The 26,024-nt window shown below is 35.6% G+C and carries 19 protein-coding genes; 11 read left to right on the top strand and 8 right to left on the bottom strand.

Annotated features, from left to right (window positions below; translation table 11 throughout):
- The first annotated feature begins 69 nt into the window (after positions 1-69).
- Positions 70-846 (top strand): 3-deoxy-manno-octulosonate cytidylyltransferase, encoded by a 777-nt coding sequence (gene kdsB, locus VB264_RS03415; protein WP_309919836.1) that lies wholly within the window; start codon positions 70-72, stop codon positions 844-846.
- A 50-nt stretch (positions 847-896) separates the two neighbouring features.
- Here the strand turns inward: kdsB and porX are convergent, their stop codons facing one another.
- The 3 genes from porX to VB264_RS03400 all read right to left on the bottom strand — a co-directional run bounded on the left by porX (position 897) and on the right by VB264_RS03400 (position 4,313).
- On the bottom strand, positions 897-2,468 hold the full coding sequence (gene porX, locus VB264_RS03410; protein WP_323246774.1) for a T9SS response regulator signal transducer PorX: 1,572 nt from the start codon (positions 2,466-2,468) through the stop codon (positions 897-899).
- Between the two features lie 106 nt (positions 2,469-2,574).
- On the bottom strand, positions 2,575-3,561 hold the full coding sequence (locus VB264_RS03405; RefSeq protein WP_323246773.1) for a DUF1028 domain-containing protein: 987 nt from the start codon (positions 3,559-3,561) through the stop codon (positions 2,575-2,577).
- Positions 3,562-3,638: 77 nt separating this feature from the next.
- Positions 3,639-4,313 (bottom strand): cell division ATP-binding protein FtsE, encoded by a 675-nt coding sequence (locus VB264_RS03400; RefSeq protein ID WP_323246771.1) that lies wholly within the window; start codon positions 4,311-4,313, stop codon positions 3,639-3,641.
- 364 nt (positions 4,314-4,677) lie between these two features.
- Between VB264_RS03400 and VB264_RS03395 the strand changes: the two genes are divergently transcribed.
- Complete coding sequence (locus VB264_RS03395) at positions 4,678-7,095, top strand: TonB-dependent receptor (protein ID WP_323246769.1); 2,418 nt, start codon at positions 4,678-4,680, stop codon at positions 7,093-7,095.
- 110 nt (positions 7,096-7,205) lie between these two features.
- Here VB264_RS03395 and VB264_RS03390 read toward each other — a convergent pair whose 3' ends face one another.
- Together VB264_RS03390 and fsa are read right to left on the bottom strand one after the other, a co-directional pair.
- On the bottom strand, positions 7,206-7,394 hold the full coding sequence (locus VB264_RS03390) for a hypothetical protein (protein WP_323246768.1): 189 nt from the start codon (positions 7,392-7,394) through the stop codon (positions 7,206-7,208).
- A 33-nt stretch (positions 7,395-7,427) separates the two neighbouring features.
- Positions 7,428-8,084 (bottom strand): fructose-6-phosphate aldolase, encoded by a 657-nt coding sequence (fsa, locus tag VB264_RS03385; protein ID WP_323246766.1) that lies wholly within the window; start codon positions 8,082-8,084, stop codon positions 7,428-7,430.
- A 465-nt stretch (positions 8,085-8,549) separates the two neighbouring features.
- On the opposite strand from fsa, the gene VB264_RS03380 reads away from it, so the two are divergent.
- From VB264_RS03380 to VB264_RS03365, 4 genes are all read left to right on the top strand, one after another.
- A complete protein-coding gene (locus VB264_RS03380) occupies positions 8,550-9,281 on the top strand; it encodes a tetratricopeptide repeat protein (protein ID WP_323246765.1) in 732 nt (243 codons plus the stop codon).
- A 168-nt stretch (positions 9,282-9,449) separates the two neighbouring features.
- Complete coding sequence (locus VB264_RS03375; RefSeq protein ID WP_323246764.1) at positions 9,450-9,812, top strand: transmembrane 220 family protein; 363 nt, start codon at positions 9,450-9,452, stop codon at positions 9,810-9,812.
- 159 nt (positions 9,813-9,971) lie between these two features.
- Entirely contained in the window at positions 9,972-10,844 is an 873-nt protein-coding gene (locus tag VB264_RS03370; RefSeq protein WP_323246762.1) for an ABC transporter ATP-binding protein, read from the top strand.
- Positions 10,845-10,856: 12 nt separating this feature from the next.
- A complete protein-coding gene (locus VB264_RS03365) occupies positions 10,857-14,489 on the top strand; it encodes a M1 family aminopeptidase (protein ID WP_323246760.1) in 3,633 nt (1,210 codons plus the stop codon).
- A 361-nt stretch (positions 14,490-14,850) separates the two neighbouring features.
- On the opposite strand, the gene VB264_RS03360 is transcribed toward VB264_RS03365, so the two are convergent.
- A complete protein-coding gene (locus VB264_RS03360) occupies positions 14,851-16,512 on the bottom strand; it encodes a D-arabinono-1,4-lactone oxidase (RefSeq protein ID WP_323246759.1) in 1,662 nt (553 codons plus the stop codon).
- Between the two features lie 615 nt (positions 16,513-17,127).
- Between VB264_RS03360 and VB264_RS03355 the strand changes: the two genes are divergently transcribed.
- Both VB264_RS03355 and VB264_RS03350 read left to right on the top strand, forming a co-directional pair.
- Positions 17,128-17,580 (top strand): DUF3291 domain-containing protein, encoded by a 453-nt coding sequence (locus VB264_RS03355; protein ID WP_323246758.1) that lies wholly within the window; start codon positions 17,128-17,130, stop codon positions 17,578-17,580.
- 267 nt (positions 17,581-17,847) lie between these two features.
- Positions 17,848-18,231, top strand: a complete 384-nt coding sequence (locus VB264_RS03350) for a VOC family protein (RefSeq protein WP_323246756.1) — start codon at positions 17,848-17,850, stop codon at positions 18,229-18,231.
- Between the two features lie 182 nt (positions 18,232-18,413).
- On the opposite strand, the gene VB264_RS03345 is transcribed toward VB264_RS03350, so the two are convergent.
- Both VB264_RS03345 and VB264_RS03340 read right to left on the bottom strand, forming a co-directional pair.
- Positions 18,414-18,920 carry an ATP-binding response regulator gene (locus VB264_RS03345; protein ID WP_323246754.1) on the bottom strand — a complete coding sequence of 169 codons (507 nt, stop codon included), beginning with the start codon at positions 18,918-18,920 and terminating at the stop codon, positions 18,414-18,416.
- 15 nt (positions 18,921-18,935) lie between these two features.
- Positions 18,936-19,838 carry a histidine kinase dimerization/phospho-acceptor domain-containing protein gene (locus tag VB264_RS03340; protein WP_323246752.1) on the bottom strand — a complete coding sequence of 301 codons (903 nt, stop codon included), beginning with the start codon at positions 19,836-19,838 and terminating at the stop codon, positions 18,936-18,938.
- Between the two features lie 566 nt (positions 19,839-20,404).
- On the opposite strand from VB264_RS03340, the gene VB264_RS03335 reads away from it, so the two are divergent.
- The 3 genes from VB264_RS03335 to VB264_RS03325 all read left to right on the top strand — a co-directional run bounded on the left by VB264_RS03335 (position 20,405) and on the right by VB264_RS03325 (position 25,773).
- Positions 20,405-22,357, top strand: coding sequence for a sialate O-acetylesterase (locus tag VB264_RS03335; protein ID WP_323246750.1), 1,953 nt, complete (start codon positions 20,405-20,407; stop codon positions 22,355-22,357).
- Between the two features lie 357 nt (positions 22,358-22,714).
- Positions 22,715-24,541 (top strand): sodium:solute symporter family protein, encoded by a 1,827-nt coding sequence (locus VB264_RS03330; RefSeq protein ID WP_323246748.1) that lies wholly within the window; start codon positions 22,715-22,717, stop codon positions 24,539-24,541.
- Between the two features lie 32 nt (positions 24,542-24,573).
- Positions 24,574-25,773 carry a glycoside hydrolase family 130 protein gene (locus VB264_RS03325; protein ID WP_323246746.1) on the top strand — a complete coding sequence of 400 codons (1,200 nt, stop codon included), beginning with the start codon at positions 24,574-24,576 and terminating at the stop codon, positions 25,771-25,773.
- The last annotated feature ends 251 nt before the right edge of the window (positions 25,774-26,024 follow it).

Raw genomic sequence — 26,024 nt, 5'->3', positions numbered from 1 at the left:
TTTAATTTGAATCTTCGATTACAAGTTTAAACATATATTTTTGCAATTTCATTCTAATCCAATTTATCAGTGTTAAAAATATTAGGTATTATTCCTGCTCGCTATGCTTCCACACGTTTCCCGGGAAAGCCCTTGGTGGATATTAACGGAAAATCCATGATTCAACGTGTTTATGAACAAGCCTCAAAATCTAATCTGCTCTCAAAAGTAGTAGTTGCTACAGACGATCAAAGAATTGTAGAACATGTAAAAAGTTTTGGGGGCGAAGTAGTGATGACTTCCTCTAAACATCCAAGCGGCACTGATCGTTGTTTCGAAGCATTACAAATCGTTTCTAAAACCGACCGAAGAAAAGAGGGCAAAGAATTCCAAAGATATAATTATGTAATCAATATTCAAGGCGACGAGCCTTTTATCCAACCCAAGCAAATTGACATTTTAGTTAAATGCCTGACCAGTAAAACAGAGTTAGCAACACTGGTAAAACGTATTGAGGACGAGGCTACTTTATTTAACCCTAATACTCCTAAAGTTATTTTCAATAATTTTAACGAAGCAATTTACTTTACCCGACAAACTATTCCTTATTTAAGGGGCATCGAAAAAGATAAGTGGTTAAATGCCCACGATTACTTTAAGCATATCGGTATTTATGCTTACAGAGTAGATGTATTAAAGAAAATCACGAAATTACCTGTTGCTCTGTTGGAGAAAGTGGAGTCATTAGAACAACTAAGATGGCTTGCTAACGGCTTTAGAATTACTATTGCGATAACGCCTTATGATAGTTTTGGAATAGATATTCCTGAAGATTTGGAAGAAGCGCAGAGAAAAATATTTTCGTAACTAAAAAAGAGCTGTGGAATAATCATCCACAGCTCTTTTTAGTTAATAACTTACTTTGCCGTCAGATACACAAATGGAATAATACATTCTTCTAATGATATTCCTCCATGTTGAAAGGTATTCCTATAATGACTTACGTAATGATTGTAATTGTTCGGGTAGGCGAAGAAATAATCTTCTTTAGTAAACACATACGTTGTAGACACATTTACTTTTGGCAAGAAAAAACGCTCTGGTTTTCTACAAACCAACAGATGGTTTTCATCGTCCCAGTTTAAGTTTCTACCTTGTTTATAACGTAAGTTTGTATTAACAGAACGGTCGCCAACAATCTTCACTGGATTTTGTACCCTAATCATCCCGTGGTCAGTTGTGATGATTAATCTTCCTTTTTTATCAGAGATTTTCTTTAATAAATCAAACAAAGGAGAATGGGTAAACCAACTTGCCGTCAAACTTCTATATCCTGACTCATCTGGTGCCAGTTCTTTAATCATTGCCATGTCAGTTCTCGCATGCGACAACATATCTACAAAGTTGTAAACTACTACATTCAAATGATTCTGAAGTAGCTTTGAGAAATTTTCAACCAAACTTTTCCCTTGGTTGTTGTGAATGATTTTGTGATAAGATGACTTTACAGCAAAAGGCATTCTACTCTTACGAATTTGTTCTTGGAAGAAAAATTCTTCGTGCTGATTGAACCCTTCTTCATCTTCGTTATCCCCAATATCTTGTACCCAATGTTTAGGATATTGTTTTTCTATTTCAGATGGCATCAAACCAGAGAAAATAGCGTTTCTGGCATAAGCTGTAGTGGTGGGTAAAATAGAGTAATATGTTGATTCTTCTTCTACCGAAAAATAATCTTGAATTAATCCTTCTAATACCTTCCATTGGTCAAAACGCAAGTTATCTATCAACACAAAGAAAAGAGGAGAGTCTTCTCTGAGCAATGGGAAAACCTTTTTCCTCATCAATTGATGTGAAAGAATAGGATTATTTCCTTTGGGTTCATTCAACCAATGCTCATAGTTATCGGTAATAAATCTTGAGAAATTAGCATTAGCTTCCGACTTCTGCATGTTCATTACCTCTGCCATCGATTTGTTTTCAGTCCTGTCGATTTCCAATTCCCAGAAAAGCAATTTCTTATAAACATCTGCCCATTCTGCATGATCCATTCTGTCTTGATAGCGCATCGCTAACTGACGGAACTCTTGCTGATAAGACAAATTGGTTTTCTCTTCTTCAAGGCGTTTTTTATCTAAAATTTTCTTTACAGAAAGTAGTATCTGATTAGGATTCAATGGTTTAATTAAATAATCAGCAATTTTAGAACCAATTGCCTCTTCCATAATATCCTCCTCTTCCGACTTAGTAATCATCACAACCGGCAAATTAGGCTTCAATTGCTTTATTTTTGGAAGTACCTCTAGGCCAGTCATACCGGGCATATTTTCGTCGAGAAATACTACATCAAATTTCTTTTTTTCTACCTCCTCTAAAGCATCCGCGCCAGAATTTACAGGTGTAACATCATACCCTTTTTGGGTCAAAAACATAATATATGGTTTAAGCAAATCGATTTCGTCGTCTGCCCACAGAATTGAATATTGCATAATAAAATTGATTGTTTTCAAGTACTACAATCCGTACTGTACTTTTTAAAATGTAAAATACAGCCTTTTTATTGCTGTATTTTGTGTTAATTTTAGTTAAATAAACTTATTTAGTTAATTCTTTCAAATCCAAGTCCGACACCTTTAATATACCTACTTTGGGTAATCGCTTTGTCATTTCTCGCCAATTAGGTTCTTTAGCATATATTTTCTGAAGCATTTCAGATGCCTTGATGATGCTCTTATTGTTGGCCATTGTAATGGCTGTCCAATATTGCATTTCGATATTATTGGGCAAAAGCTTCATGGCAGCGCTATATTCCTCCATGGCTTTTTTCATATTGCTGGTTTCTGTGGCTAAATCGCCAGCATCCATGTGGTCGTATGCTCTCCTAATTTTTAGCAGTCTGGCAAGTTCTATTAAGGGAGACTGGTGGTCATCTACTCTTAAATCTACCAGATGGTCTTCATCCCACGGTTTGTTAGTAGAAGTACCCTTCACAACTAATAAAGCCGCCGATTGTTTTCCTCTGATGTCCCCTCCTACTGCTTGTCCAGCTTCCAATGCTTTCAATACTCTTTCAGCCAAAGGTAACCTCCAATTATCTTGAAAAGCTTTCGACATAGCCGATGGTACTTTATTATTAAGCATCATATTACTCTGAACAGAATAATTAGTTCCTTTAATATGCCCCGCAAAATCTACACAACTTTTACCAGTATGTACGGCTACATTACCTTTGGCATCAACGATTCCTACCTGACGAACGTCTTTCCCTCCATCATTTGACAAAAGAATATCCAAAGCTTCTTGTGCCGTTTTCCCACTTTTTAACAGTGCCAATCCTCTTATTCCAAATGATTTATTGACAAAACTCTGTGTAGCAATCACTCCAACGCCTGCCTGTCCCCACGAAACGGCAGTACCAACGCTAAACCAGTGGCTTTGTACCCCAATGGCCATCTCGCCCGTTTTACTATCACGGGCTACAATAGAAAAAGTATGGGCAAAAGGCTCGTGTTTTTTACTAAATTGAGCAAAAATATTACTGGAGAAACATAGAAATGTGAAACATAAAAATAATTTTTTCATAGGTTGAGATATTAAGTGTGTTAAAAAAAATGGTACTTCAAGGTAAAACATTATTATTTTCTCCCAATCGTTCCTTGCTATTGCTCTTTTACTTGTCCGTTTTCACATTTCAAGATTCTCGCAGGGAACTTGCGTATCATATCAAAGTCATGTGTTGCCATTAAAATAGCGGTGCCAGCTTTGTTAATTTCATGAAAAAGCTCTAGGATTTGTCCCGAAACTTCAGGGTCTAGGTTTCCTGTTGGCTCATCTGCAAAAAGTATTTGCGGTTCGTTCAATAAAGCGCGGGCTATTACTACTCGTTGTTGTTCCCCTCCCGAAAGTTGGTGTGGCATTTTATCACGAGACGTTGACATACCTACTTGCATTAATACTTCAGCAACTCTTGCTTTCATTTTTGCACTATCACTCCAGCCTGTTGCCTCCAAAACCCACATTAAGTTTTCCTGAACATTTCTATCCATAAACAATTGGAAATCCTGAAATACAACCCCAATTTTTCGCCTAAGAAAAGGGCGGTCGGCTAACTTTAATTTTTCAATAATAAACCCTGCCACTTTGGCTTTACCTTGTTGTAGCCAAAGATCAGCATATAATGTTTTTAGCAAAGAACTTTTTCCACTTCCTGTTCTTCCTATCAAAAAAACAAACTCTCCTTTGTTGATACTAAAGTTAACGTCGCTTAAAACTATGCGTTCGTTTTGATATACAAATGCACTCTCAATGACAATTACGGGTTCTGATGTAAACATTTTTTGCTTGCTATGTTATTTTTTCAAATATACTGACAAAATAATAACACTTAACTATTTTTTTGTGTGTTAGTCTCCTTATTTACGATAATCTTCCACTCACAAACATCTCCTGACATCGTATAATCAACATCCCTTAGCTATTTCACAGCTTGGTGTATGTCGTTTTCAAATACTTCTACTAGTATCTTATTTATCAACCATAAATTTTGCCAAACATTAATCACCTGATTTACAAGTCAGTTACTTTACTATTTTTCAGAAATTATCAACATTTTTATTATTTTACATTAGCTAATTAATTTTTATGCTTTATATTTGAATAATTTTTAGACTAATCTAAATTATTAATTAGAAACACAAAATGAAAAATATCTCCAAACCGATATTTTATTTAATGATGGCTAGTTTTGTTTTCACCAAGACATACAGTCAAAATGTAATTTCAGGGAAAGTAACCATCGGCGAAAGCGACGAAGCAGTCATTGGTGCGAACATTTATATTCCCGAATTAAGAACAGGGACGAATTCTGACGTAAATGGCTTTTATCAAATCAAAAACTTACCGAAGGGCGATTTTACAATTCAAGTAAGTTATATTTCATTAAAGACCATTACTCAAAAAATAAAAATCCAGCATACGATTAATCAGAACTTTGTCATGGAAAATGCTGCTACATCATTAGAAGAAGTAGTAGTGACAGGCGCAGGCATAAAAACATTGGTCAAAGAAAGTCCAGTACCCATTGCTGCACTTTCTAGGGCTCAATGGCTACAAAGTACTTCAACCAACTTGGTGGATGCCATTGTAAAATTGCCTGGGGTATCACAAATTATGACAGGGCCTACCCTATCAAAGCCCATTATTCGTGGATTGGGTTTCAATAGAGTAATCACGGTACATGATGGCGTTCGTCAAGAAGACAACCAGTGGGGCGAAGAACACAGCTTACATATTGATGAGTTTTCAATAGAACGATACGAAATCATTCGTGGAGCAGGGTCATTAATGTATGGTTCTGATGGTTTAGGTGGGGTTATTTCTGTGATTTCACCTACTCCAACTGAATCAGAAAAAATTAATGGAAGTGTTTTATATAATTATCAAACAAATAACGGCTTGCACGGATTTTCTGTGAATCTGGGTGGAAATAAAAATGGTTTGGTCTGGACGGGACGATTGAGCAATAAAAATGCAGGGAATTATCAGAATCCTTATGATGGATTGGTATATGGCTCTAAATTCAGAGAGCTTGATTATTCTGGTATGATAGGATTGAATAAGAAATGGGGCTTTTCGAGGATTTATTTTTCAAAGTTTGGACAAGACATTAATATCATTGATGGCATGAGAGATGCCCAAGGATACTTTACTAAGCAGGTATTAATCAACGGGAAAGCAACAACCGAAAGAGTATCGGAAGAAGAATTAAAAAATCCTGCTATCAATCCCTCCAATTCGCAGTCATTAATTAACTACAAAGTATCTTGGAACAATTATCTAATGTTGGGGAGAAATACTTTCAGCTTAAACTTGGCTTATTCTCAGAATCACCGACAAGAATATGGTAATGTACTGAAACCTTTTGAGGCTGATTTATATTTTTTCTTGCAGACACTTTATTATGATGCTAGGTTTAATCTGGCAGAGAAAAACAATCTTGAAATCACGATTGGTACTAATGGAATGGCTCAAACGATGAACAATCGTGGAAATGAAACATTGTATCCTGATTTTAATTTGTTAGATAATGGTGTATTTGCTTTTGCAAAAAAGAAAATCAACAGATTATTCATCAGTGGAGGTCTCAGGTTTGACCTCCGCCAGTTGGATATTCATAAACTATATATTGATACAGAAGGAAAATTTCAAACCAAACCTTCTGCTAATACTACTGAACGTTTTGCAGGTTTTAACAAGACATTTCAAAACGCCACAGGAAGCTTTGGTGCTGTTTACAAAATCAACGATTTATTATCGGTAAAAACTAATATTGCTCGTGGTTTCAGAGCACCCTCTGTACCCGAAATATCCTCAAATGGCGAACACGCAGGTACTTTTCGCTATGAAATCGGCAATATCAATCAACAGTCGGAAGTATCCTTGCAAAATGATTTAGGACTTACTTTTGAAAATAGTTCGCTATACATTGATGTTAATCTGTTCAGTAATCGCATCAATCATTATACCTTTTCAGAGCGTGTTCAGAATATTACAGGAAAAGATTCTATGATCAATGGCGTGCCTGTTTTTCGTTATCAGCAAGGCAACGCTCGTCTATTGGGCATGGAAGCTGTGGTTACTTATAACCCTGCCTCAGCACGATGGTTTAGTATTACCCAAAGCTACTCTTCTGTGAATGGGGTAAACCTTTCAGCAAAAACCGATTCTGCTAAATACCTGCCTTTTATGCCTCCGCCAAGATGGCTAAGTAACATTAAATTAACTAAAAATAATTGGGGAAAACATTTAAGAGGTGCTTACTTCTCTGTAGAATTAGAACATAATCAACAGCAAAACAATGCACTGTTGGCTTATAATACTGAAACAAAAACACCTGCTTATTCTCTTATTAATATTGGCACGGGTGCCACCGTTACCAATCAAAAAAAGAAAGCCTTGTTCGCTATCTATCTAAATATTAATAACCTACTGGATAATGCTTATCAGAGCCATCAAAGTAGATTGAAATATTTAGACGTTAATCAGACTACAGGTAATCGTGGGGTTTATAACATGGGCAGAAATATGAGTATAAAAGTGTTAGTACCGATAAATTAGTTTTTTCAGCTTTGAGATGTGAGCCTTGAGCAATGAGCTTTTTTGCTTTCAGATTTCGGATATCTTTTTTTGCTTTGAGATGTGAGCTTTGAGCAATGAGCTTTCGGATTTCAGCTGTCAGCCTTTGTGATCTTCATTTTTAAAAGCTGATTGCTGATATCCGAAAGCTGAAGACCGAAAGCCAATGTTCGAAAGCCCAAATAAAAAAGCTCTTCAAACTTTAGTGTTTGAAGAGCTTTTTTATTGTTATTTATAATACCGATAGCCGAAGGCTGACATCCGAAAGCTAAAAAACTCATTGCTCAAGGCTCAAAGCTTATAACCTATAGCTACTAAGCATTAGTCTTAGCATGGTCAGCTAAGAATTTTGCTAAACCACTATCAGTTAATGGGTGGTTTAATAATGCTAACATCGCAGAAAGCGGACCAGTCATTACATCAGCACCGATTTCAGCACATCTGATAATATGTATTGGATTACGTACAGATGCCGCTAAGATTTCAGTATCAAAACCATAGTTATCATAAATTGTACGGATTTGCTCAATTAATTGGATACCATCAAATGAAATATCATCTAAACGACCAATAAATGGAGAAACATAAGAAGCTCCTGCTTTGGCTGCCAATAACGCTTGACCAGCAGAGAAAATCAATGTACAGTTTGTTTTAATTCCTTTTTCTGAGAAATATTTAAGTGCTTTTACGCCGTCTTTAGTAATCGGAATTTTCACTACGATTTTCTCGTCTAATTCTGCTAATTCTTCTCCCTCACGAACCATTCCTTCAAAATCAGTTGCAATTACTTCCGCAGAAACATCACCTTCCACAATATCACAAATTGCTTTATAATGCTTTAGAACGTTGTTTTTACCGCTGATTCCTTCTTTTGCCATTAAAGATGGGTTGGTAGTTACTCCGTCTAATACACCTAAATCCTGAGCTTCTTGGATTTCTTTGAGATTGGCTGTGTCAATAAAAAATTTCATGTTGATATGTTTTTTGAGAATTATGTTAATTTAACGCTATATGAAAATGGAAAGGATATTTCAAATGGAATTACGCCGTCTTCAATCTATCATTAATACTTGTCACAAAATTAGGAAAAGCATTTGAGAATGCAGAGAATTATTTAATAAAAATTATAACAGTATAGAACAGTTGTTTTTGCTTTACTATTTTAAAAGATATTTAATATGAAGATTGTTGAAGAGAATTGGATGGACATAAAACAAAAAAAGGCAAATTCACCGCTACAACCTGCCTACCCTTGCTTCGGTCAAGACCTGGGGGATTCGGAGGGAGCTGGTAATTTGCCGTCACAAAGATGGCAGGTTTAGTTGTTTTTTCAAAACCTTCACCGCAACTTTGAGGAAAGTTTTCTGATAAAATCTAGTCAACCTTGACTGATTTATAGGATGACCTTTTGATTTACAGTTAATTAACTCAACATTATGACACTAAAAAATATTTTAAAAAAATTTACATTTTTTCTCTTTTTAGCCTCTTTTTGCTTTTTTTTAGTGAATTGTACGGGGTCAGCAGATGCTTTTTTAGAAAAAGCGAAAGAACAATTGAAACAAGGTAAGCCAAGAGAAGCCATAGAATACTTGAATCAGGCTATCGACAAAGACCCTGCCAATGCCAAAGCTTTTAACATGCGTGGTGCTGCCAATTTTGAATTGAAAGATTTTACGACAGCCTTACTAGATTACGAACAAGCCATTAAACTAGACCCCAACAATTATCAACCCTACTTTAATAGGGCTTCAGTAAAAATGGAAAAGTCGGATTGGGATGGAGCTTTTGAAGATTGTAGCAAAGCCATTTTCATACAGCCAGATACTGCCGAATTGTATGTAAAGAGAGGTATTATTTTAGCAGCTTTACATAAAACAGAAGAAGCCATTGTAGATTTCGATAAAGCTATTCAGCTAGACCCAAAGGAAACCAATGCATTGTATAATCGTGGGAATATCTACTTCCAATTGGGTGAATTAGATAAATCTTTAGAAGATTTTACGAATGCGGTAAAAGCCGACAATAAATTTGCCAAAGCATATTATGGTTTGGGCGTAGTTCAACAAAAACGAGGGAACTCAGATGACAGTTGTTTGAGTTTTAAAATGGCAAGCCGTTTGGGTTATACTGATGCTAAACAGGCGATTGAGACGTTTTGCAAATAATTTTTTAGCTGTAAGCTATAATTTAGCTATAAGCTTTGAGTATTAAGCAATGAGATTTAAGTACTTGCAGGCAAGCTATACTAGGCAAGCACATTTATTAACTCAAAACTCTTCACTCAGCACTCGAAACTCAAAAAACTCATCACTCACAAATCATAACTCAAAAAAATGAAATACCTCGGCATAGTTTTTACCATGATTTTCTTATTGTTTGCAGGCTGGCAATATAACGACCCTGACCCTGTACTTTGGATTCCGATTTACTTAGTGGCTGCCTATTGTTCATTAAAAGCATATCAAGGCAAAAGCAACCCTGAATTGCTAGTAGTCGTAACCATTATGTCTTTTGTAGCAGGATTAAATACGTGGTTTCAAATGACCTCTTGGGAAGGTTTTTTCTCTGAAGGTGGAGGCTTATCGATGAAAACCATTAATCAAGAATTAGCCAGAGAAGCCTGCGGACTTTGGATTTGTACTTTTTCATTTCTGTTGTATTTAGGGATGAACTTTTTTCAACCCAAAGCAAAATAGGATTTTTCAATAAATATTCGTTGCAAGCAAAGCAATAGAGGTTCGCTTCTGTTGCTTTGTTTTTTTTGCCATTTATCTAATCCTCAATGTTTTCATCACATTCTAAAAAAATAAATGAAGGTAAAATGTTAATTTGTATAAAAATAAACTTCAAACTTTATGCAACTAACGATTACAAACCTGAATAAGACCTATTCTAACGGCGTTCAAGCGCTCCAAAACGTAAATTTAACAATCAATCAAGGCATGTTTGGTTTATTAGGCCCAAATGGAGCTGGTAAATCGTCTTTGATGCGAACCATAGCAACACTCCAAGAAGCCGATACAGGCACAATAACATTAGGCGATATTGACGTATTAAAACAAAAAGAGGAAGTACGTAAAACATTGGGGTATTTACCACAAGAATTTGGAGTATATCCAAAAGTAGATGCCATTACGCTATTAAACCATCTGGCCGTATTAAAAGGCATTACCAATGCCAAAGAACGCAAAGAATTGGTAGAATCATTACTTCAAAAAACCAATCTTTGGGAGGCACGCAAAAAGAATTTGGGTGGTTACTCAGGTGGTATGAAACAACGCTTTGGCATTGCTCAGGCCTTGCTAGCAAATCCTAAATTGATTATTGTGGATGAACCCACCGCAGGACTTGACCCCGCCGAACGTAACCGTTTTTTAAATCTTCTATCGGAATTAGGCGAAAATACCATTGTGATACTTTCTACCCATATTGTTGACGATGTAAAAGAGTTGTGTCAGGACATGGCGGTATTCAACAAAGGGCAAGTACTTTATAAAGGAAATCCGTTTGATGCCATCAAAGAAATAGAAGGAAAAATATGGCGTAAGCGTATTCAAAAGGTTGAATTAGAGGAATACAAGAAAAACTATACCTTGATTTCCGACAAACTGATTGGAGGGTCACCGGTGATACACGTTTTAGCGGATAACAATCCAGACGGCTCTTTTGATGCTGTTCAAGGAGATTTGGAAGATGTTTATTTCACGAAAATTTTTGCTAATGCCTAAACCGATAATACGATGTTTTTAGAGATTTTACGTTTTGAATTTAGCTATCGAAAGAATAGAGCAGCTACTTATTTATATTTTTTGATATTATTCATGTTGTGTTTCGCAGCTGCTACGTCAAAGTATGTAACAATAGGGAGTGCCGCTGGTGGACAATTACAAGCCAATTCTCCATACTCCTTATCATTCATGACAATCATCATGACTTTCGCCGTAACTTTTATCAGTTCGGCAGTGATGGGCGTAGCAGTTTTGCGTGATTTTGAACACAAAACCGAATCATTGATGTTTACCACTACCATGTCTAAATTTGATTATTTGATGGGTAGATTCTGGGGTTCATTCTTTGTGATGGTGCTGATATATTCATCTATTTGGATGGCCTTTATGCTAGGTTTTTCAATTGGTAAATTTTTACCTTGGGACCCATCTTGGAAGGAAAAAGTAATGCATCCATTTGATATTTGGCATTATTTTCAGCCATTTATCTTTTATGGTATCACCAATCTTTTCATTCAAGCTACCATCTATTTTGCCGCAGGAACATTGAGCAGAAAGCCCTTGGTAATTTATACACAAGGTATTATTCTATTTGTCTTGTATGAAATAACGGGTACGATTACCCAAGATTTGGAGAACAAAGACCTCGCATCATTAATTGACCCATTTGCGGTAAGGACTTTCCAGATTTATACACAATATTGGACACCCGCTCAGAAAAATAATCTGTTGATTCCTCTGGAAGGCATGATGCTATGGAATCGTGTACTTTGGTGCAGTATCGGGGTACTTATATTAGTCATTACCTATTATGCTTTTAGTTTCAATGTGGTTACGTCTTCATGGCTCAAGAAAAAGAAAGTAGTAAAAGAAACACCATTGACTATTAAACCAGAAAACGTATTGATTCCAGTGGTACATCAATTCACTAATTTTTCAGCGAATCTTATTCAGCTATGGGAGCAATCAATTTTTTATGCGAAAATGGTTGTTAAAGAAATCCCATTCATTGCTATCGTTTTTGTTGGGTTTACAGATTTAACCATCAACTCATTTTATTTCGGTGAAATGTACGGAACAAGCTCCTACCCTATTACAGCCAATGTATTAGGCTTTTTAGGGGAGTTCGATTTGTTCTTTTTAATCATCGTTGTTTTTTACTCAGGCGAGTTAATCTGGCGTGAAAGAACAGTGAATATTAATTTAATTATAGATGCATTACCCGTGCCAGATTGGGTGGGACTATTTTCAAAATTTTTAGGCTTAATTGTCATCTATATAGGTTTGCTGTTCTGCTTAGTTTTCTTCGGGGTATGTGTTCAAGTAGCACATGGCTATTTCAATTTTGAATTGTCACTCTATTTCGAAACCCTATTTACCGACGAGTTAATCTTTCTGACTGCCTTTACTTTACTCTCTTTCTTTATTCAAACCATTGCCAATAACAAACTAGTTGGTTTTGCCCTGATGTTTGTTTTCTTTATCATCAACTTGTTTATGAGTGGCGCTGGTATCGAACACCCTCTGTTTTCATTCAATAGTGGTAGTTTAGGAAGCTATTCTGATATGAATAAATACGGGCATTTTGTATCGTCATTTTCATGGATGAAACTCTACTGGCTGGCTTTTGTGGGCATACTTTTTATCCTATCCGTTTTGTTAAGTGTAAGAGGAACAGAGGTTTTGATGCAAACACGTTTGAAAATTGGCAAGCTTCGTTTAAGTAAACCTGTACTTACTTTTGGTATCACGGTACTGATAACCTTCGTTGCCACGGGGGCGTATATATATTATAATACCAACAAATTGAATAAGTATGTTACCAAGGAAGATCAAGATAAAATACAGGCAGATTATGAAAAAACCTTGAAAAAGCCATTTGACAATGCTCCTCAACCTCGTATTGTAGATGTTAATTTAAACGTTGAGATTTATCCTGAAAAGCGTGATTTTACTGCCGAAGGTTATTTTTGGTTAAAAAATAAAACAGCTAAAACCCTGAATGATATTTATATCCAAAATGATATTCAGCATAACATGAAAATTGAATATTTAAAATTTGAAGGAGGTGCAAAAATTAAAAAGACCTACGATGATTTTGGATTCACTATTTATCAATTAAATAAACCGTTGGCTTCTGGCGATTCTGTTAAGATGAGCTTTAAAACTATCTATGAAACAAAAGGTTTTGTTGCCAAAGGCTCTAATACTGATATCGTCTATAACGGTACTTTTTTCAATAATGGCTATTTGCCTTCTTTGGGCTATAGTGATGGCTTTGAAATAGGTGATGACGATACTCGTAAAAAATACAAATTGCCTGAAAAAGAACGCATGATGGAACAGAATAATCCAATCGGACTTTCACAAAGTTTGTTTGGTGATGATTCAGACTATATCCGTTTTGAAATGGTAATAGGCACAAGTAAAGACCAAACGGCTATTGCTCCTGGTTACTTACAAAAAACTTGGGAGAAGCAAAACCGCAAGTATTTCCATTATAAAATGGATGTGCCGATGGTTAATTTCTATTCTATTATCTCTGCTGATTATCAGATTAAGCATGATAAATGGAAGAATGTAGACTTAGAAATTTACTACAACAAAGGGCATGAATATAACCTTGACAAAATGATGGCCTCTATGAAAGCTTCATTCGACTATTTTGATAAAAACTTTGCCCCTTATCAATATCGCCAAATGAGAATCATGGAGTTTCCACGCTATGCTTCTTTTGCTCAGTCGTTTGCCAATACCGTTCCATTTTCAGAAGGAATTGGTTTTATCCAGAAAATCAACGACCCAGAAAAAGATTTGGATATGCCATTTTATGTAACTGCCCATGAATTAGGACACCAATGGTGGGGACATCAGGTAGCCGAAGCGAAGGTAAAGGGAAATGCGATGCTTTCAGAAACACAAGCGCAATACTCAGCTTTAATGGTGATGAAACACGCTATCAAACCTGAATTAATGCAAAAGTTCTTGAAATATGAATTGGATAAATACCTGAGCGGACGTGCAAGAGAAAGTAAAAAAGAGCAGCCCTTAGCCTTGGTAGAAAGTCAGGGATATATTCATTATAACAAGGGGTCAGTAGTGATGTTTGCTTTACAAGATTATATCGGTGAAGATAAAGTAAATAAAGCATTGCATGATTTCTTAGCAGATTGGAAATATCCAAGTTCTGATGGTAAATACAAACGTTATCCTACTAGTCAGGATTTGCTAAAGTATTTCAAAGCCGAAACGCCAGATTCATTAAAATACATCATTCATGATATGTTTGAAACCATTACTTTGTATGAGAACAAAACCGATAAAGTGACCTACAAAGTATTACCAAACAAAACTTATGAAGTAAGCATCAAAGCCATTTCAGAAAAATTCAGGGCAGATAGTTCTGGTAATGAAAAACCTATTACCCTGAACGATTGGATTGACGTAGGTGTGTATGGAGAAGACAAAGATGGTAAAGACAAATTGCTTTATATCCAAAAATATAAAGTATCTAAAAAAGACAACACCTTTAAAATAATTGTAAAAGAAAAGCCTAAAAAAGCAGGAATCGACCCTATTAATAAGCTGATAGATAGGCATTCTGACGACAATGTTAAAACGGCTGTTTTAGAGGAAAATTTGTAGTAATTGGAGACTTTAGGACACAAGACTTAAAGATAGAGGTATTTTTCTTAATGTTCTTCCACTTGTTCTGAAAGGCAAGTGGAAGTTTTGATAAAAAGGATTTTAATCCTAAAGAGATAGAGAACGTTTTTATTTGTCATTCGATTTGCTCTTGCGGAACAAATCGAATAGCTTTAATAGTAAACAAAAGTAAATGTTGGTGTTAATTCACCAACAAGGGCGGAATATCCTTTTGTTAAAATAGTTTTTTCTGGATTTGAAGACTGAAAGACTAGACGCTTAAAAAAAGAGAGGGCTTTAAGAATTAAGTGTAAGCACTTACATTCTTAAAGCCCTCTTTAACAAACCTTACTTGTATTAACTACTTTTCTCCTAAAAAACGTAATTTAAAATAATCAGTAAAAAAGATATTTTTAGGGTCACGTTGTTGGCGTAGCATTAAGAAATCATCCCATTTTGGTGTCTGACTTTTTAGATATTCTGCCCAATGTTTATAATCATAGCTAGGTGCAAATTTTCCCCAGTGTAGCCTAAATGGAATATTATTTTTCTCGAAAAGTTCCCAGTATTGTTCATAAAACCCTCCTTTTACAGATGGATTTCCTTCATTTGAGGCATACCAAAAAACATCTACCCTAATAACATCTCTATTATAAGAAGGGCTCAACCAAAAATTACTAGCTTTACCTGCGTATATTTCAGTACTATACGTTCCAGTGGCTTTTCTGCCATCATGCTCAAAAAAATCTTTCAGTAGGTTCATTACCTCTTTTGTTTTCTCAATCGGAATCCACAATTCTGTAAATTCTGTTCCCATCAGTATATCACCAGCCTCGTTATCCATCGGTAAACTTCGCCACATATAATCCATAAATAACATAGCCTTACCATCCTTAGTCAGTGGTTGAAGTAAATTGATGATTGTTGGGAATAATAGCCACAAAACACCTTTAAAAATGCTAAAAAACAAAGTAATTGGAAACAAGATAATGTATAGAATGACTGTTAATAACACAGCTAATATACCAGACTTAATACTGTTATAGAATGCCTTGAAGCTTGGTTGCAGTTTTTTCCAAGTTTTCAAGAAACCATTGTTTCCTAATGTTGTAAACATTACTGACGCCCCCAACTGTTCAATTTGGGTTAACAGATTGGTATCAGCAAATTCTTCATAAGGAGCTGGGTAAAATACAGGAGGGTTTATTCCCCGAATAGCCTGCCACATTACTACTCTATCTACGCCTTTTTGGGGCCACCATAGCATTCTAGAATAAGGTGTTTTTTCAAGATATTGTTGATAATTAGGCTTTGTGGCATTGCCATCACCAAACAAATCTATTGGACATTCTTCGTAGGTTGTTTTAGTGGTTATCTGTTGTCCATAAATATTAAAGAAAGGTACTAATTGCATTCTCACTTTTACAATAACACCTAATAAACCCAAGGAAACACCTAAGGCGTTAAATAAATCACTATCTTTTTCTACCCATTCAGCATTCCCTTGTCCATCTATTACCCTGAATGCTAACAGGTTTTCTTCGATAGTGTACATCGTTGTTCCACCTGCTGAGCCGGTTGACAGAAATCCTGATACTGTTTGATGGGTAATACCGCCTAAATCACTTAATGTCCAGCCTTTTAGAAAAGTTTGATACAATAAACTATTGGCTAAGGTTGATGCTCCTGTTGGGTCCATGGGGTCATAACCAAGGTGAATACCTGCATCTACCTCAATAATTCCTTTTTCGTTATCAATCCAAGTCAGACTCATCAAATTATCAAAAATAAGGTTCAGGTTGGGGCCTTTGGGCGGATTTTCTTCAGAAACTTTGTCGGGTACAGGTAATTCTCCCGGCCCAGGGTCTGTATAGATGGCCCTAGCGATAGAGTGAGATGCCCCTCGACAACGGATTTGCAAATTGTTATCATAGGCATATTTTACCAGTGAAATTACTTCACTTTCAGATGCAGGGTGATAAAACCCATCTGAACTGATTGGAATAATTGTATTTAATGGCATTGTGAGTGATAGTTAAATATGATACAAAGGTTGATTTAGTAATTTTCAGTAAATAGCTGATAGCAATTTCAATTGAAATATTATGGGTACAATAACATTTCAATACTAAAAAATATTGAGTTGACTATAAAGAAGGATTAGGAAAAAGGTATATGTATTACACAAACGTAATTATAATTCATCATTTAACCAAATATTTTTCACTTCAACATAAATATTTAGTTTTCCTTAGCTTTTATTTATTTTAGTAAAATAAAGTTCTTGCAAATAGCTATTCGTTTCTGTATTTTTAAACAAAAGGCATCATCTACATATCAAGTGAATTAATTCACAACATTTGTATATCTGTTAATCTTAAAGGAGCTCAAAAGACTATACGATATTCATAAAATACTTTAACACATATTTTTCCAATCATTTATTTGCGTATATTTTGGTTGATTACCGTTGCTCTTCCACTTGTTCTGAAAGGCAAGTGGAAGTTTTGATAAATGATTTTAATCCCAAAAAGATTGAGAACGTTTTTATCTGTCATTCGATTTGCCCTTGTCGAACAAATCGAACCGTCTATGAATTTTACAATTTAATCCATTCCAAAATCATTTTAATTCATTTATGAGTAAATATCAAATTGCCGAAATCAATATTGCTAGAATGAAGGGCGTAAATATCAACGACCCAATTATGAAAGAGTTCTATGATAATCTGGACACTGTAAATACCATAGCAGAAAGTAGCGAAGGTTTTGTTTGGAGGCTAAAAGACGATTCAAATAATGCTACCAGTATTAATCCATATAATGACGAGCAAGTAATTATCAATATATCTGTTTGGGAAAGTATAGAGACCTTAGAAAATTTTATGTATAAAACTTTTCATTCTGAGTTTTTGAAGCGTCGTAAGGAATGGTTTCAAACTTATGGAAAAGCTTATACAGCCATGTGGTGGATACCTAGCGGACAATTCCCATCTCTTGAAGAAGCAGTTGATAACCTAGACTATCTTCAAAGAAATGGTGCTTCTGAAAAGGTTTTTGATTTTAGAAAAAAGTTTGCAAAACCTGCGTAGTGCAAAACCCCAAATGCACTTTTTTATTTTATAAATTAAGGACTAAAACTATCCTATGTTCTCAAAATATTGATAAATTGGCTAATGAAGCTGTTTAAACTTTCCTTTTCGGGTTAAACTAAGTCTTTTAGAATAGCTTGTTCCAAAATTTACTCAACGTAGCGATGCTATGCTTCGTAAATTTTGAAAAAATCAATTCAAAAATACAATACTTTCACCTCAGAAACGGAAAGTTTAAACAGCTTCAACATTAAAATTTGTAAATGTATGAAACTGACTTTAGACACGATAATTATTTTTGTTCAAAATGTCGATAAACTCAAGACCTTTTATGTGGACATATTAGGGCTAACAATTGTTGAAGAGTTCAATAAAGAATGGCTTCTTCTACAAGCGGGAGTATGTAAAATTGGCCTTCATAAAATCCCTGAAGAGTATTTAGAGGCAAACCAAGAATCATTCAAGTTTGACAATAACACAAAAATTGTATTTGAAGTAGGCGAAGATATTTACGCAATCAGAGAAGATTTAATCCGCAAAAATGTCTCTTTAAAAGAAATCAAAAAGTTTGATAACTACGACTACCTGTTTTGTGATGGCGAAGACCCTGAAGGAAATATTTTCCAATTAAAGCAAAAAAGAAATCGTTAAATATCCTATCAGGAGGAATGTTATTACAGGGTAATCTCCAAAAATTTTGATATCTCAACATCCATCATCATACTTTTGCAAGCAAAATTTCTTTCCACTTTTCTATTTTGTCTTGTACGTCTTGTATTTTAAATGGCTTACTGATATAATCATCCATCCCTGCTAGTATCGCTTTGCCACGATCATCTGATAAAGCATTGGCCGTGGCAGTGGTCTGGCATGTTTGGGATATGGCTATGACGCGTAGGTTTATTTAATATAGACTCAAACAGTTTTGTGTTATCATCCAATGATAGCATGTTGTGGTTTCCTGAAGAGCTAAATAAAATAACAGGCAAGTCTTTTCGTAATTCTTTGATAATCTTGGTCACTTCGATACCCTCCTTGCCGGGTATCAGCATATCAATAATTACTAAATCATACGTATCTGTTTCTATTGATGTTAATGCATCTTCGTAATGTTCGAAAGTTGTAGCATCCATCCCCCAAATATCACATTGTGTTTTAAGAATTTTCAGGTTAGTTTTATTATCATCCAATATCAAAATACGCTTACCTTTCAATGAAACCATTTCTACGTTTGCATTGGCTTTATACTTTTTAACGTCTTTATTGACTTCTACTTTGATGTTAAAGATAAACGATGAACCTTTGCCTACTTCACTTTCTACGCGTATGCTCCCTCCCATCAGTGATACCAATCGCTAACTGATTGCTAAACCAAGACCTGTACCGCCATACTTACGGGTAGTTGAAGAATCTACTTGAGAAAAATTTTCAAATAATTTATAATATTTATCCTGAGGAATGCCAATACCAGTATCCCTTACTGAAAATTCTAAATTATAAAAACCTTGCTCATCAATGCCCCCATTCTTAACGCTCACTTGGATTTCTCCCTTAGCAGTAAACTTTATACCATTGTTTACTAGGTTAAGTATTATTTGTCTGAGTCGGGTAATGTCCGCTTTGTTTTCTAAGGGTACATCAGGCTCAATGTAATAAAGCAAATCAAGTCCTTTTTCATTGGCATTGACAGAAAGTAAATCATAGGTTTCTTCAATGACATTATTGATATAAAATGGTTTGCTCTCTAGTTCTATTTTACCAGATTCAATCTTAGAGAAATCCAAAATATCATTAATGATAGCAATAAGCGCCTCGCCACTGATACGTATAGTCTCTACGTAATCCATTTGCTCTTCACTTAGCTCGGTATTTACTAATAAGCTTGCCATACCGATTACGCCATTCATTGGTGTACGTATTTCATGACTCATATTAGCTAAAAAGTCAGACTTTGCTTTGTTTTGTTCCTCAGCAATTATCCTTTTTTCTGCTAATTCAGTATTCAGTTCTAGGAGTTGTTCATTAGCCAAATGTTGGAAGGTAGCATCTGCAAAAACCCATAAACGACCTTTGATATTTTGAGAAATAGTAGGAACACATGAAACGCTTAGGACATAAGTTACAGGGTCACCAAAAATCCATTTCCAGTAATTTATTTTTTGTCCTGGCAAGCTAAACAATCTGATTCCCTCTTTGATGATTTCGTCTTTGTTAACAGCCTTATCTCTTAACTTCTGCATCGCCTCGGCAATAATCAATGGCTTGTTGTCGTCCTTCGGGATATTTAGTATCTCGGCAGCTTGGCTATTTACCCAACCTCCCTTTCCTACATCGTCTACAAATACTACGCCCTGAGGAATAGTTTCGAGAATAGCATTAAAACGAGTAGTGAGTTCTTCGATTAAAAAATAATTCTGAATAATAAAGATGGTATCTTTAAGACCTACAGAGGCATGGTTTAAAAATGAAGCTGTTTAAACTTTCCGTTTCTGAGGTGAAAGTATTGTATTTTTGAATTGATTTTTTCAAAATTTGAGAAGCATAGCATCGCTACGTTGAGTAAATTTTGGAACAAGCTATTCCAAAAGACTTAGTTTAACCCGAAAGGGAAAGTTTAAACAGCTTCTATCATAGAAAAGAATTGAGATAATGCCATCTATTCATTTATATTCCAAGCCTTTCTTAAATAATACAGTAAGCCATTGGATAAAAGAACTCACAATGCATTCAAAGCATATCTCTTTGCTTTTTTCCTGATTAAATAGGACAACTTTACGATTACTTTCTCTTAATTTCGGTAAATCAAAAAACATTCACTCTCTTTATGAAAAAAACACTTTTAATCTGTTTATCGCTTATTTCTGTTACTTGTTTTGGTCAAGTAAAACTAGCACGACTTTTCTCTGACCATGTAGTATTACAACGACAAAAACCTATTCCTGTGTGGGGTTGGGCTAATGCCAACGAAAAAGTAAATGTTACTTTGGCTGGGCAATCTCAAAATACTAAGGCTGATGCTACAGGAAAATGGATGGTAAGATTTACTCCGCTTGAAGCTGGCGGGCCTTTTAAAATGACAGTAACTGCAAAATCTGGTAGTGTTAATGTAAATGATATTTTAATTGGCGAAGTATGGCTATGCTCAGGGCAATCGAACATGGAATGGAGAGTTTCACAAGCTAATAATTTTAATGAAGAAAAGAAGAATGCTGACTATCCAAAAATCAGACATTTCTATGTAGAACATGAGGTAACGATTGACCCACAAGCAGATTTAAAGACGGGGGAATGGAAAGTAGCCTCGCCAGAAACTGTTGGTAATTTCACAGCAATCGGGTTTTTCTTTGCTCGTGAGTTATATCAAAAATTAAATATCCCAATTGGTTTATTACATTCTTCGTGGGGAGGTTCGCAGGTGGAAGGTTGGATTAGTAAGGAAGGAATGTTAACTTATGATGAACTAAAAAGCTATGCTCAACACTTACCGAGCAACTGGAAAGATGCCGACTATGCTCATGACCAGAAAGTACAAAAGCAGTTATTAGGCAATAATATCAACCCAAGCATTGAAGACGAAAAGAAATACTTGACAGCAAATTATGATATTTCTAAATGGCTTTATGCGGATAGCCCAATGGGACAATGGGACTGGAAAGGCATTTGGGCATATCGTGGAGATGGCTACATGGCTCGCACTATCGAAGTGCCGGAAGAGGCTGTTTCAACCGAAACAACTTTGGCCTTAGCAGAAAACGATAGTTATAATGAGATTTATATTAATGGTAAATTAGTTTCACAGGGTGTCATTAAAGGTGTTCGTAAGATTACTGTACCTGCTAATACTTGGCAAACTGGAACAAACCAATTAATGATAAAATTCGGGAATATGCAAAGCCTTCCTTGGATGGGGTTAGGACTAATAGGTTCTGCTACTGATTTGTATGTAGAAGTCGGTAATCAAAAAATTAGCATTGCGACAGGCTGGAGATTGATGCCATCTTTTGCTGGGAAACATGAATATGTACATTCTAGCAACAATGTTGGTACTACTATTTACAACGGTATGATAGCCCCACTTGTCCCTTTTGCCATTCGTGGCTCTTTATGGTATCAGGGTGAAGCAAATACTGGCAGAGCTTATCAATACCGCCAAACCTTTCCACTGATGATAGAAGATTGGCGTAAAAAATGGAATGATGACTTTTCTTTCTATTTCGTTCAGTTAGCTAATTATGGCCCTTATCAAAACAGTAATCAAGGCAGTAATTGGGCAGAATTAAGAGAAGCCCAAACAATGGCCTTATCATTACCTAAAACTGGAATGGCTGTCATTACAGATATTGGCAATCCGAACGATATTCACCCAACAAACAAACAGGATGTAGGACATCGTTTGGCAATAAATGCCTTGAAAAAAGATTTCGGACAAAATATTGAATACAGTTCTCCGATGTTTGAATCTGTTAGTTATGAAGATGGTAAAGCGATTGTTTCTTTCAAAAATATTGCAAAAGGATTAGTCATTCAAGATAAATTTGGATACTTAAAAGGCTTTGAAATTGCAGGGGAAGATAAAGTATTTTATTATGCTAAAGCTGAACTTGTAGATAACAAAGTGATTGTTTATCATCCAAAAGGCTTAAAGCCTATTTCAGTACGATATGCTTGGGCTGATTCACCAATGGATGCCAATCTGTTTAACTCAGAAGGCTTACCTGCCAATTCATTTAGGACAGATACTTGGTCAGGAATGACAATCAATACTAAATTTGAATAAATAAGACAATCCCTTTTAAGTAAGCTACCCACTTAAAAGGGATTTCTTTTTTAATGATAAAATAATACGCCTTTCAGTTCACAAAAGACAAAGTCCTCTTTTAATAAAAATACAATATTTAGTAATACTTAATTTATATTTTACTACAAAACACCTTCAAATTCGCATAAAAGTAGATTTAATATAAGCAATTGATAAAAAAGTATTAACAGTTCCACCACAAAAACTGTCAATTTTGTATTATAAATTATAAAAGTATTTTTTATGCTATCTGACCCTAAGCAAAGCATATTTTTCGAAAAAACTAACCTACATAAATAACCATCTTTATTGAAATATTTGTTAAAACAACCTTAAATGAAAATTCAATTATTAGATATTATCGTTATTATCGCCTATTTAATATTAGTTTCAGTGATAGGAATTGTATTAAAAAAACAGGCACAACGTAGTAAAAATGATTATTTATTAGGGGGAAAATCAATGCCTTATTGGATGTTAGGCGTTTCGAATGCTTCTGGAATGTTCGATATTTCGGGTACGGCTTGGATGGTGGCTATCATGTTTATTTACGGGGTAAAAAGTATTTGGTTGCCTTGGCTCTGGCCTGTTTTCAACCAGATTTTCATGATGGTTTATATGTCTATTTGGTTGCGTCGTTCTAATGTGTCAACAGGTGCAGAATGGATGCTTACGCGCTTTGGGACGAATAAAGATGCTCAACTTTCTCATAAAATTATCATTGCATTTGCCCTTTTGTCCTGTTTGGGTTTTATGGCTTATGGGTTCATTGGTTTAGGAAAATTTATTGAAATTTTTATTCCTTGGGATGTTGTAAAAGGCTATGTTCCTTTTGATGTAGCGCCTGAATACGTAGCCCACCTTTATGGCATTATTTTTACCTTATTCACGGTATTTTACTCTTTATTGGGTGGTATGAAAAGTATTGTTTGGGCAGACTTGATTCACTATGTCATCATGGTGTTTGTATCTTTTGCCGTAGCCATTATTGCCATGCAAGCCTTATCCAATCATTTGCTGATTGTGCCAAAAGGGTGGGATGACATATTTTTTGGTAAAGAATTGAATTTAGATTGGTCGGGAATTATCGATGAAGTAAATACTAAGATTGCTAGCGATGGGTTCTCTCCATTCGGGTATTTCTTTGCGCTAATGACAGCGAAAGGAATCTTGTCAAGTTTGGCAGGTCCTGCACCAAACTATGATATGCAGAAAGTGCTTTCCACAAAATCGCCCCGTGAAGCTGCTTTAATGAGTATGATTGTAAACGTGGTATTGTTACCCACTCGCTATTTATTAATCATCGGCATTACTGTGCTAGGTTTATTGTTCTTCAAAGACATCAATATTTCAACCGCAACAGGCAGCGACTTTGAAAGAATTTTACCTGCTGCGTTGAATACCTTTATTCCGTCGGGCTTATTAGGACTAATCTTGGTAGGGCTAATGGGCGCATTCATGGGGACATTCGCTGGGACATTCAATGCGGCTCAGGCATACATGGTGAATGATATTTACCTGAAATCTATCAATCCTAATGCTAGTAATAAGCAAGTTGCTAGGATGAATTATATCACTGGCCTGGTAGTAGTTTTTATAAGCATTATGCTTGGTTTCTTTGCCAAAGATGTCAATAGTATTCTTCAATGGATTGTCTCAGCCCTTTATGGAGGTTATATCGCAGCCAATGTGTTGAAATGGCATTGGTGGCGTTTTAATAGTTATGGTTTTTTCTGGGGAATGTTTGCAGGCATTGCTTCGTCAATGATTCTTCCAACGATTTTTACAGATGCTTTGCCGCTTTACTATTTTCCAATTATTTTATTATTATCAATTATTGGGTCGGTAGCTGGTTCATTATTAACACCCGCTACTGATACAGAGGTACTCAAAAGTTTTTATAAAAATATCCGTCCGTGGGGGTTCTGGAAACCGATTGATGAGCTAGTAAAAGCAGAAGACCCAACGTTTGAAGCTAATCGTGAATTCAAATCAGATATGTTTAATGTATTAGTTGGTACGATTGCACAAACGGCGATTACGGCCTTACCAGTGTATGTGGTATTATTAATGCCCATGCATGTAGGAATCGCTGCCATTATTTTAGGAATATGCGCTTTTATACTTTGGAAAACTTGGTATAAGAAACTCCCTAATGATTAAAAAAGTATTTCAATCATACATTTATAAATAGCATGAATACATTTGAAAAAAGATTACAAGCTTTAAATAATCATTATGAATCGTTAGTGACCAAGCCTAACCAACCAGTGGATTTAGGAAACGGAATCTATGAGCGCTACGAAAATCCAGTACTTACGGCACAGCACGCACCAATTACTTGGCGTTATGACCTCAATCCCGCTACGAATCCTTATTTAATGGAGCGTTTCGGTATTAATGCTACCTTTAATGCGGGTGCTATTAAGTGGAAAGATAAATATATATTGGCTGTCAGGGTAGAAGGAATCGATAGGAAATCTTTCTTTGCCATCGCCGAAAGTCCAAATGGTATTGATAATTTCCGTTTTTGGGAGTTCCCTATCAATATGCCTGAAACTGATGTACCTGATGGCAATGTGTATGACATGCGTTTGGTGGCACATGAAGATGGATGGATTTATGGTCTTTTTTGTACAGAACGCAAAGACCCTGATGCTAAAATTGGCGATGAGTCTTCGGCAGTAGCTCAAGCAGGCATGGCACGTACGAAAGATTTAATCAATTGGGAACGTCTTCCTGATTTAAAAACGCCTTCTCCACAACAAAGAAATGTGGTCTTGCACCCTGAATTTGTCAATGGTAAATATGCTTTCTATACTCGTCCACAAGATGGATTTATTGAAGCAGGAACTGGCGGGGGAATTGGCTTTGGCTATGCTGATACGATGGAAGATGCCTTCGTCGAAAAAGAATATATCGTTGATGAGAAACATTATCATACGGTTTACGAAGTGAAAAATGGACAAGGACCTGCCCCTATTAAAACGTCTTTGGGTTGGTTACATTTGGCTCATGGTGTTCGTAATACTGCGGCTGGGTTACGCTATGTATTATACGTATTCATGACAGATTTGAACGACTTAACTAAAGTAATTTATAAACCTGCTGGATATTTTATTGCTCCCGAAGGCATAGAAAGAGTCGGAGATGTATCAAATGTTATCTTTGCGAACGGTTGGATTTTAGATGATGATGGGCAAGTATTTATCTATTATGCTTCTTCAGATACGCGTATACACGTGGCTACTTCAACGCTAGATAAGCTCTTGGACTATGTCGTTAATTCTCCAACGGATGGTTTCCGTTCGGCTACGTCTGTAGAGAACATTTATGAAATTATTAAAAAGAATAAATCGTATGCACAATCACAGCAGTTTGCTGAAACACTCTAAGACTTTTATTCACTCTCAAAATTTATAATACTGAAGCTGTTTAAACTTTCCGTTTCTAAGGTGAAAGTATTGTATTTTTGAATTGATTTTTTCAAAATTTGCGAAGCATAGCATCGCTACGTTGAGTAAATTTTGGAACAAGCTATGCTAAAAGACTTAGTTTAACCCGTAAGGGAAAGTTTAAACAGCTTCAATAGTAAGTAGTCATGAAGGATTCGTTCTTCATGACATTTTTTATTCACATGAAATCT

This window comes from Arcicella aquatica (assembly GCF_034928825.1).
GTDB lineage: Bacteria > Bacteroidota > Bacteroidia > Cytophagales > Spirosomataceae > Arcicella > Arcicella aquatica.
The sequence above is the reverse complement of the archived record's forward strand: the minus strand, read 5'-3'. Positions and strand labels throughout refer to the sequence as shown.